The sequence below is a fragment of the Polaromonas sp. P1_E1_2 genome, from assembly GCF_056406035.1.
In genome coordinates this window covers 1-10,416 of the sequence record NZ_JBFUAZ010000081.1, presented here as the reverse complement: position 1 = coordinate 10,416, position 10,416 = coordinate 1, and the positions used below count along the sequence as shown (strand labels likewise).

The following is a 10,416-nucleotide window of genomic DNA, read 5'->3' as shown; positions in this document are numbered from 1 at the left end:
GATCCGTGCAGGCGATTTTTGACCAGAGTTCAGCCGCTCTGGAACAGTTGGGTTCGGAGAAATTGGCGCGCGCGCTCAGGGCAGAGCCTCCAAATCTGGCAGCCCAGCTGCAAATGACGCTGGACTGGTTGCAGGCCGGCGAGCACCGGCGGGTGGTCGCGATTGGAGATGCGGCCTACCCTGCGGCCTTGCTCGACATCGCCGATCCCCCGCTGATGCTCTACATGCTCGGCAAGCGTGCATCCCAGCCTCAGGCGTTATCGCCATCCCACGTGGCCCATATAGCCATCGTAGGCAGCCGCAACCCGACGCCGCAGGGCGAAGCTAATGCGCGCCAATTCGCCAAGGCCCTGGCCGGTGCCAAACTCTGCGTTGTGTCAGGCTTGGCCTTGGGTATCGACGGTGCGGCGCACGACGGCGCCATGCAAGCCGGCGGAGATACCATTGCCGTGGTGGGTACCGGACTAGACCGCGTCTATCCCAAAAAACATCTCGAGCTGGCGCACCGTATTGCCCAGCAAGGCATGATCATCAGCGAATTCCCGCTCGGCACGCCACCGCTGACCGCGAACTTCCCGAGACGCAACCGCATCATTTCCGGCCTGTCGCTGGGCACTCTTGTCATCGAGGCAGCGCTGCAGTCCGGCTCACTGATCACCGCGCGGCTGGCGGCCGAACAGGGCAAAGAAGTGTTTGCCATACCCGGCTCCATCCATTCGCCCCAGTCACGCGGCTGCCACGCACTGATCAAGCAGGGGGCCAAGCTGGTGGAAACTGCGCAGGACGTATTGGAGGAATTAAGTCTCCCTGCGCGGGGTGTGGCGCCGGCTGCAGCGGCATATACGCCAACAGAGAAAGAAACCGGTCTCCTGGTCGAGTCCCCCTCATCTACCGCCCTGATCGCCGCACTGGGATTCGACGTGGTGAGCCTGGACACACTACAGGCGCGAACCGGGATCGAAACAGCCATGCTGCAGGCGCAGCTACTTGAGCTGGAACTCGACGGACAGGTGTTCAGGCTTCCCGGCGGCCTGTTCCAGCGACGCGCTGACGCATAAACACCGCACTCTTTTCACCGGCTTGACAATGCTGCCGCCAACTGCGTTATATTGGACGCATGTTCGAAGTACTCGTGTACGTCTACGAAAATTACTGGCAAGGTGACGCTTGCCCCGAACTTCAGCGGCTCGGCCGCAAACTGACAGCGGCGGGTTTTGAGGCGGAAGAAATCCAGGCGGCCCTCGTCTGGCTCGACGGCTTGAATATCGCCGCCCAAGGCACGCAAATCAGTCTGCCGGCCAGTGCCCCGTCAGAGCTCACCGAGCCCGGTGCGCATCCGGTCATTCAGCCCCAATCCCCCGACAGCCTTCGCGTTTATTCGGTTGCCGAGCAAACACAACTCGGCGCACAGAGCCTGGGATTTGTGAGCTTCCTTGAGTCGTCCGGCGTATTGCCTCCGCACATGCGCGAGATTGTGATTGACCGTGCCATGGCGGCACCGGGCGACCCCGTCACGCTCGATGACCTGAAAATCATCGTATTGATGGTCTATTGGAGCTTCGGCGAAGAACCCGATGCGCTGGTTCTGGACGAATTGTGCGACGACGCGGAAGGTCGCCTTGCTCACTGAATAGCACTGCGGCACAAAAACGACATTTTTGAACCGGTTGCCCGGGCACGCCGGACAACGAGGCCCTTAGCCGAGCAACCGCTCGGGATTTGCATCCAGCTTGGCAAGCGCGTCGCGCGTGGCACGTACCGTGAGCGCCTCCTCTTCCGTAGGCACCAGCAAACCCGACTGCAGGTAGGCCGCGAGCCGACGAGCCTGGATCAGGAAGTTCCGGCCATCGGCAGAAGCAAACAGGTGCAACTGCTTGCGATCACTGCACCAGGCAAACTGCACATGACTGATCTTGCCGTTGTGGTCCAGGCTGAACCATGTACCTACCTGGAGCTCCCGGGCCCATGCGCGCATGGCTTCCGTGGGCTGGCTGCCGCCATCGGCGATCACTTCAATGTCGGTAGCATCGATCCCGATCATGGTGACCAGGCTGTCAGTATCCAGCGGCAGGTCTCCGACGTCCTCGTCGGAAAGATAGTCTTCCAGGTTCATCAGCCGTTTGGCCATGATCTCCACCCGCTCCTGGGAAATGGTGTCGGTTTTGGACATGAATGCATCGGCCAGCGTATCGCTGATGGTCTTCAGGTGCCCGTCCTGGTCAGACACACCCAAGCCCAGCATGGACATGCCCAGGCGCAGCAGCTGCAGCAATTTCGGCAGGTCTGCAATCACGCGGGCGCGATCATTGCGGTTCGGTTTGGCGCTCGCGGCCCACACCAGATCAGCGGCAGCCCGCTTGAGCGTGATGGTTTCCTCGTGCTGCGGCCCGTTCTTCATCGCGGCGATTGCCAATACCTCGGCCCATACCTTGAAGAGGAATTCGCGGATCTCGTCTCGAACCGGCATGTCATTGAGCATGTTCCGCATCTCAATGGTGTACTGGATCGTCATGGTCTCTTTTTGTTCGACCTGTTGCGCGACGCTCACAACACGGGCGGCGCTGCCATGCTCGGAAAGGAATTTGGATAAAAACTTTTCGAACTCGTCGTAAACCAGCTGAAACACCCGACGCCCTGTTTCGGGATACTGCTCTATCACTTGCACAATGCGCTTGACTTCAGATTCCATGGCGCCGCCGGCCACCGTGACGTCAAAGCCCAATACGCAGGAACCCATGCGGTCGATCAACCGGCGTGCAGGATGCTGCAGCGACTCAAAGAACTCTGGCTCGGAAATCGCCACACGCAATACCGGCATCTGCAAACGGGCAAACCAGACCCGGATCACAGGCGGAATGCGGTCTTCGGCAAGAATGCTCTGGAACATCAGGGCCACGATTTCAATCGTCGCCTTCTCGGATGAGGTGGACGCCGCCTGCTTGAGGGTATTGGTTCGTTCCCGCAAGGCAGTTGCAGCATTGTCGACATGCACCTGGCCATAGATCTGCCCTTGCGCATCTGCGAGCAAGGTACGCTCTGCACCGGTTTCTTCCTGCTTCTGCACGCTCACCATGGCCTGCGCGAGCTGAGGCGACGCCTGTGTGGGGTGGGTATCGTCGAAGCCTGCGACCTGGTTCGACAGCAAACGCTTGAGGTGCCCCATCACACCCTGGGCCCTCATGCGTGCCCTGGCGAGCGGCGTCGTCGCCGTTTGCATGCGGGTTTCATCGTAGACTGCGCCGCCTTGCCTGGATACGCCTGGCTGCGACCCTGCTCCTTCGGACGCCGTACCTGGAGAAGCTGCACCCTGACGGCCGCCAAAGGCTGAAGATCGCCCGCCACCCACACCCTGAACCCGGCTATCAGGCCCATCGCCCTGGCCTCCGCCAAAACCACGTGCGCCACCGCCTTCAGACCCGCCGGTCCTGGAGCCGGTTTCGCTGCCGAATTTGCCGCGTTCCTTCTCAGAAGTAGAGGCTTTCCTGGCAGACGCTCCGGCATCCGCAGCGGAGGGAGTGCGTTTGACCAGCGGCCGTAAGTCGATTTCCGCCATCACCCCCTGCTGCACCAAAAACTCGTTGGTGGCATGGTAAGTCTCCAGCAGGTGTGTGCCCATGTCCTTCTGGATGACATCCTGGACAACGAGCCAGACATCCCGTGGCAGCGATGCAAGACTCCATTGCTCAACCAYGTGCTGGGCAAGCACCTCGGGGCGAAGAATGTCCTGCTTGTGCAATTCCGTGACGGCCTCCAGGTTTTGGATGCGCAACCGGAGGTCGTTCAACTCCCAGCTTGCGAAGTCCAGCAACCGAAGCGCGAGCCGCGAAGCAAGGATTTTGTCCTCCATCACGTCGTTACCCATCAATTCAAATTTGCCGCTGTCGGCAAACCTCGAGGGCGAGTTTGGCGCAGGAATCGTCTGGGCAGTGGTCCATGCGGCGGTTGTGCCACGGACCCAGGTGGCACCACTTTTCTGGAAAGCCATCCAGGCATCACGCCGGTCCTGCATTTCCCGGACACTGCCGGGCTGATCAACTGCGGCAGTGAGCCTGTCTTGAATGGTTTTCGCCAGTGCAGGCAGTACGCGTACAGCACGCTCCGCAAACAGCGCACGTGCCTGCTCGACCAGAACCCTGCTATTTTTGTTACTTGGAGCCACAGCCGCCCTAGRATGATTAAGTCATAGCTTACACCGTGGCTCCGGCGTTGGGGTCATTGGGATCCTCGTCTTTTTTGGCCGGCCCTTTCATCAGGTCTTCACGCCGAATGCCTAGCCACATGGCGATTGCAGCGGCAACAAACACCGACGAATAGATCCCGAACAGAATGCCGATGGTCAGCGCCAGGGCAAAGTAAAACAGGGTCGGCCCGCCAAAGAGAAGCATGGACAGCACCATGATCTGGGTGGAACCGTGGGTAATGATGGTACGGCTGATGGTGGACGTGATCGCGTTGTCGATGATCTCGGTGGTATTCATCTTGCGATAGCGTCGAAAATTCTCGCGGATCCGGTCAAAGATCACCACCGACTCATTGACCGAGTAGCCCAGCACCGCCAGCACAGCAGCAAGCACAGCCAGTGAAAACTCCCATTGGAAGAAAGCGAAGAATCCCAAAATGATCACGACGTCGTGCAAATTGGCGATGATGGCCGCCACGGCATATTTCCATTCAAAGCGGAAAGCCAGATAGACCATGATGCCGAAAACCACCATGGCGAGCGCCTTCAGCCCGTCGTGGGCGAGTTCCTCGCCCACCTGCGGGCCGACGAATTCGGTGCGCCGCAGCGTCACATCCGGGCTGGCAGCCTTCAGGGCCGCAAGCACCTTGTCGCTTTGCTGCGCAGTGCTTACGCCCTTTTGTGCCGGCAGGCGGATCATCACGTCGCGTGAGGTGCCGAAATTCTGGACCTGCACATCGGCGAAGCCCAACCCCGCCACCGTATCGCGGATTTTTCCGACATCGGCAGCCTGGGTGTAATTCACCTCCATCAAGGTGCCGCCGGTGAATTCGACGGACAGGTGCAAGCCGCGCGAGAACAGGAAAAATACTGCCAAAGCGAACGTGGCAAAGCTGATGGCATTGAAGATCAGGGCGTGCCGCATAAACGGAATGTCACGCCGGATTTTGAAAAATTCCATCTGGAGTCCTTGGGAAATTCAGGAAAAAAGGGCCGGGCGTGGGCTTACTTCGCCACCGCACCCGAAGTGGTGGGCCGCCACACTGTGCCAATGGAAACCGTCTTGAGCTTCTTCTGGCGGCCATACCAGAGGTTGACCAGGCCGCGCGAGAAAAACACCGCTGAGAACATGCTGGTCAGGATACCGATGCAATGCACAACGGCAAAGCCGCGGACCGGGCCGGACCCAAAAGCCAGCAACGCAAGACCTACGATCAATGTCGAGGTGTTGGAGTCCAGAATGGTTGCCCAGGCCCGCTCATAACCTGCATGAATCGCCGCTTGCGCGGAGGCACCGTTTCGCAATTCTTCCCGCACACGCTCATTGATCAGCACATTGGAATCGATGGCCATACCCAGCGCGAGCGCCATCGCCGCCATGCCAGGCAAGGTCAGGGTAGCCTGCAGCATGGACAGCACCGCGACCAGCAACAGCAGGTTGACGGCAAGCGCCAGGCCGGAAAACAGGCCAAAAAGCATGTAATAGATCGCCATAAACGCCACGATCACGACGAAGCCCCACGACACACTGTGAAAGCCCTTGGCAATGTTGTCGGCGCCCAGCGTCGGGCCAATGGTGCGCTCTTCAATGACCTCCATGGGAGCGGCAAGCGAGCCTGCGCGCAGCAACAGGGCGAGATCGTTGGCGGCATTGATATTCATGGCGCCCGAGATGCTGAATCGTGTACCCAGTTCACCGCGAATGGTTGCCACCGAAATAGCCTGCCCTTTGCCCTTTTCGAACAGCAGGATGGCCATCGGCTTGTCCATGTTCTCGCGGCTTGTTTCGCGCATCACCCTCCCACCCTTGGCATCCAGCGTCAGGGATACATTGGGTTCCTGCTTTTGCGAATCGAAGCCGGCCTGGGCGTCCGTCAGGCTCTCACCGGTAACAAGGACCTGCTTCTTCACAATCACCGGATTGCCGCTGATATCGGGGAATTTTTCCGACCCAAAGGGCACCATGCCCCCCCCGGTCATGGCAGCACGGGCTTCAGCGCTGTCTTCCACCAGACGCATTTCCAGGGTGGCGGTACGGCCAATAATGCGCCGGACCCGGGCAGGATCCTGAATACCTGGTAGTTGCACAACAATGCGGTCTATACCCTGCTGCTGTATTACCGGCTCTGCGACGCCCAGTTCGTTGACCCGGTTGTGAAGGGTCACCATGTTCTGTTTGAGAGCCTGGTCCTGAATGCGGCGCGCCGCCTCAGGCTTGATCGTAGCCGTAAGCTTGTATTCCGTGCCTTCGGGGACCTCAGCAGTCTGGAGGTCGGGAAACTGGTCTTGAATCAGGGCTTTGGCCGATGCCAGTGTGGCAGAGTCACGCACCTTGATGTCAATGGTCTGTCCATTACGAGCGATGCCGCCGTGCCGGATATTTTTCTCACGCAGCGACGTCCGTAGGTCGCCAACCAGGGACTCGGCGCGCTTGGTTAGCGCGGCCTGCATGTCCACCTGCAGCATCAAATGCACGCCGCCTCGTAAGTCAAGCCCGAGGTACATTGGGAAAGCATGAAGCCGGGCTAGCCAGGGAGGTGAAAGCGATAGCAAATTGAGCGCAACGACATACGGAGGATCTTCGGAATCCGGCGCCAGTACTTTCTGGATCGCGTCCCTGGCCTTGAGTTGCGTATCGGTATCGCCAAACCGCGCCCTGACAGAAGTTTCGTCCAGGGCGACGGCATCCGCCGCAATACCGGCTTCCTTCAGTATTTGCTCCACTTTCGCCATCGTCGTACTGTCGATCTTGACGGTGGACTTGGCGCTGGAGACCTGGACCGCAGGCGCTTCGCCGAAAAAGTTGGGCAGCGTGTACAGGGCTGCGACGATGAACGCAATCACAATGATGGCGTACTTCCAGGCCGGATAACGATTCATGAGAGGGCTGTTCCTGGTGGACGGATGAACAAAGTCAGGCCTGCCGGCCGTTGCGGCCGGCGAAAGCCTTATTTGGCTGGATTGATAGCGCCTTTGGGCAGCACCTGGATGATCGCGCTGCGCTGCAGCTGGACTTCGACGCCTGGCGCCAGTTCGAGGGTCAGGTACACATCGCCCAGCTTGGTCACCTTGCCCAGCAGGCCGCCTGCGGTGGCGACTTCATCGCCCTTGGCCAGCGCCTCAATCATGGCGCGATGCTCTTTCTGCTTTTTCATCTGCGGGCGGATCATGACGAAGTACAGGACCACGAACATCAGCACCAGAGGCAGCATGCCCGTCAGCGAGGACATCATGTCACCGCCGGCAGCGGCAGCGGGAGCGGTTTGGGCAAAGGCGGAAGAAATGAACACGGCTAACTCCACAACGATTTAAAAGACACACTGGCGCGCGCCATCCGGCACGGACAGCGCACAGAGTTCACGATTGTATGCGGCGGGGCATCCGCAGAAGGGGGTAACTGGCGCGCACCAGGGGCTTTTCAAGCCGGGGTTGCGCGCAAAGGGCTGCTGCAAGCTCCGCAGCAAAGCCGCTCCATGAAGGAAACACCGGACCGGCGGCGAGGCCGGCGCCGGTCCAGGCTTTAAGCCGCTTCCCGCTGAACGGTAGATCCGGGGGTACGAAAGGATTCCATCAACGCGGCCCACTGGGGCCGCGCTGCTGCCAGGTGGCGTGCCTTGACATGGCCATAACCCTTGATCATTTCTGGAATCCGGGCGATTTCCAACGCCGTGGCGTGGTTTTCGGCCGTCAGGCCAGCCATCACGTCCTGCAGGCTCGCCTTGTATTCCTCAATCAGGGCCCGCTCGGTGCGCCGCTCCTCCGTGCGGCCAAAGACATCCAGCGGCGTGCCGCGCAGACCTTTCAGGCGAGCCAACACCTTGAATGCGCCCAGCATCCAGGGGCCGAACTGCTTCTTCTGCAGCTCGCCCTTGTCGTTTTTGGACGCAATCATGGGCGGCGCCAGGTGGTAATTGAGCTTGAAGTCGCCTTCAAACATGCCGTTGACTTTGTCCAGGAAGCCCGTGTCGGTGTGCAGGCGCGCCACTTCGTACTCGTCTTTGTAAGCCATGAGTTTGAAAAGGTACCGGGCCACCGCCTCGGTCAGCAGCGTCTTGCCCAGCGGCGCTTCCACAGCGCGCACCTTCTCCACAAAAGCCTGGTAGGTCTGCGCATATGCCGCGTTCTGATAAGCCGTCAGGAAGTCAACCCGCTTGGCCAGCATGTTGTCCAGCGAAGGGCGCTTCACGAACTCGATCACCTGGGCGGCCTTGAACAGGGCCTGCACCGCAGCCAGGTCGTGCGCGCAACGCCGGCCCCACTCAAAAGCCGCCTTGTTGTTGTCAACCTGCACACCGTTGAGCTCGATCGCGCGCATCAACGCGGCGTGCGACAGCGGCACCCGGCCTTTTTGCCAGGCAAAGCCGAGCATGAGCGGGTTGGTGTAGATCGAATCCCCCACCAGCTGCACCGCGACCTGCTCAGCATCAAAGCTACCGAGCAAGTCAGCGCCCACTGCGGAGGTCACGGCCGTCTCGCAATTGCCGCCAGGGAACTGCCAGGCGGGGTTGGTCACAAAGGCCGCTGTCGGCGTGCCGTGTGAATTCATGGCCACGTAGGTACGGCCCGGCTGCATGACGGTCAGCGTGTACTTGCTGGCCGCCACGATCGGATCGCAGCCGATCACCAGGTCCGCCTTGGCGGTGTCGACTTTGGTCGTGTAAATGGCTTCCGGCCGGTTGGCGATCTGAATATGGCTCCAGGTGGCGCCGCCTTTTTGCGCCAGGCCACCCGCATCCTGCGTGACCACACCCTTGCCCTCAATATGGGCTGCCATGCCCAGCAATTGGCCGATGGTGATGACACCGGTGCCGCCGACACCACCCACCACAATGCCCCAGGCGTTTTCCGCCACAGGCAGCACGGGCTCGGGAACTGCGAACAGGCTGCTGGGCGCGCCCTTCTTGTCTTTTTTGGGCTTCTTCAGCTGCCCGCCCTCGACGGTCACAAAGCTGGGGCAAAAGCCCTTCACGCAGGAGTAATCCTTGTTGCAGGTGTTCTGGTTGATGCGGCGCTTGCGGCCGAATTCGGTCTCCAGCGGCTCCACCGACAGGCAGTTGGATTGCACCGAACAATCGCCGCAGCCTTCGCACACCAGCTCGTTGATCACCACGCGCTTTTCAGGATCCACCAGGGTGCCGCGTTTACGGCGGCGGCGCTTTTCAGTCGCGCAGGTCTGGTCGTAAATGATCGCGGTCGTGCCCTTGATCTCGCGGAACTCGCGCTGGATGCGATCCAGCTCGTCGCGGTGGTGCACCGTCACACCGTCGAGCAGCGGCGCGCCGTCGTATTTCTGCGGCTCGTCGGTCACGATGACCAGCTTGGCCACGCCCTCGGCGCGCAGGCTTTGCATGATCTGCAGCACCGAATGGCCTTCAGGCCGTTCGCCGACTTGCTGGCCGCCCGTCATGGCGACCGCGTCGTTGTAGAGGATTTTGTAGGTGATGTTCACACCCGAGGCGATGGCCTGGCGGATCGCCAGCAGCCCGCTGTGAAAGTAGGTGCCGTCGCCCAGGTTGGCAAAAATGTGTTCGTCGGTCGTAAACGCCGCCTGGCCCACCCATGTCACGCCCTCGCCGCCCATCTGGGTGAAGGTGGAAGTGGAGCGGTCCATCCAGGTCGCCATGTAGTGGCAGCCGATACCGGCCACGGCGCGCGAGCCTTCGGGCACGCGGGTGCTGGTGTTGTGCGGGCAGCCGCTGCAAAACCAGGGTGCGCGCTCGCCGGTGTCGGCCTTGCCTGCGGTCAGGGCGCGCTCACGCCCTTCAATGATGGCCAGGCGCTCGTCCATGCGCGAGATGATGTCGGCGGGTACGCCCAGCTTCTTCAGGCGCTTGGCAATCGCCTTGGCGATGATGGCCGGCGTCAGGTCGGCCTTGGCGCGCAGCAGCCAGTTGTCGCTCGGGTTGGAACGGCCCCATTCGCCGCCCGACTGGTCGCCTTCGGGCTCGTCGAACTTGCCCAGCACATTGGGGCGCACATCGGCACGCCAGTTGTAGAGCTCTTCCTTGATCTGGTATTCGATGACCTGGCGTTTTTCCTCGACCACCAGAATCTCTTGCAGGCCTTCAGCGAAGTCGCGCGTGATGGTGGCCTCCAGCGGCCAGACCACGTTGACCTTGTGCAGGCGGATGCCCAACTGGTGGCAAGTGTCTTCGTCCAGGCCCAGGTCGGCCAGCGCCTGGCGCGTGTCGTTGAAGGCCTTGCCGCTGGCGATCAGGCCGAAGCGGTCTTTGGGG

At 60.7% G+C, this 10,416-nt stretch carries 7 protein-coding genes; 2 read left to right on the top strand and 5 right to left on the bottom strand.

From position 1 onward, the window contains the following. Positions 1-5 precede the first annotated feature (5 nt). Both dprA and AC1D1P_RS06465 read left to right on the top strand, forming a co-directional pair. Complete coding sequence (gene dprA, locus AC1D1P_RS06470; protein ID WP_477672445.1) at positions 6-1,058, top strand: DNA-processing protein DprA; 1,053 nt, start codon at positions 6-8, stop codon at positions 1,056-1,058. A 59-nt stretch (positions 1,059-1,117) separates the two neighbouring features. After that, entirely contained in the window at positions 1,118-1,630 is a 513-nt protein-coding gene (locus tag AC1D1P_RS06465) for a Smg family protein (RefSeq protein WP_457282413.1), read from the top strand. Positions 1,631-1,696: 66 nt separating this feature from the next. Here AC1D1P_RS06465 and AC1D1P_RS06460 read toward each other — a convergent pair whose 3' ends face one another. The 5 genes from AC1D1P_RS06460 to AC1D1P_RS06440 form a co-directional block, all read right to left on the bottom strand. Beyond that, positions 1,697-4,159, bottom strand: coding sequence for a DUF1631 family protein (locus AC1D1P_RS06460; RefSeq protein ID WP_477672444.1), 2,463 nt, complete (start codon positions 4,157-4,159; stop codon positions 1,697-1,699). Between the two features lie 28 nt (positions 4,160-4,187). Beyond that, complete coding sequence (gene secF, locus AC1D1P_RS06455; RefSeq protein WP_477670626.1) at positions 4,188-5,141, bottom strand: protein translocase subunit SecF; 954 nt, start codon at positions 5,139-5,141, stop codon at positions 4,188-4,190. Between the two features lie 44 nt (positions 5,142-5,185). Continuing rightward, a complete protein-coding gene (gene secD, locus AC1D1P_RS06450; RefSeq protein ID WP_477670625.1) occupies positions 5,186-7,060 on the bottom strand; it encodes a protein translocase subunit SecD in 1,875 nt (624 codons plus the stop codon). A gap of 68 nt (positions 7,061-7,128) precedes the next feature. Continuing rightward, a complete protein-coding gene (gene yajC / locus AC1D1P_RS06445; RefSeq protein ID WP_477656808.1) occupies positions 7,129-7,470 on the bottom strand; it encodes a preprotein translocase subunit YajC in 342 nt (113 codons plus the stop codon). Positions 7,471-7,700: 230 nt separating this feature from the next. After that, positions 7,701-10,416: indolepyruvate ferredoxin oxidoreductase family protein (locus tag AC1D1P_RS06440; protein WP_477672443.1), on the bottom strand; the 2,716-nt coding region annotated here is incomplete at its 5' end.

What these genes read in the sequence shown, in the direction of transcription:
- AC1D1P_RS06465 (WP_457282413.1), top strand. Translation starts at nt 1,118, where the DNA reads ATGTTCGAAGTACTCGTGTACGTCTACGAAAATTACTGGCAAGGTGAC.
- secF (WP_477670626.1), bottom strand. Translation starts at nt 5,141, where the DNA reads ATGGAATTTTTCAAAATCCGGCGTGACATTCCGTTTATGCGGCACGCC.
- secD (WP_477670625.1), bottom strand. Translation starts at nt 7,060, where the DNA reads ATGAATCGTTATCCGGCCTGGAAGTACGCCATCATTGTGATTGCGTTC.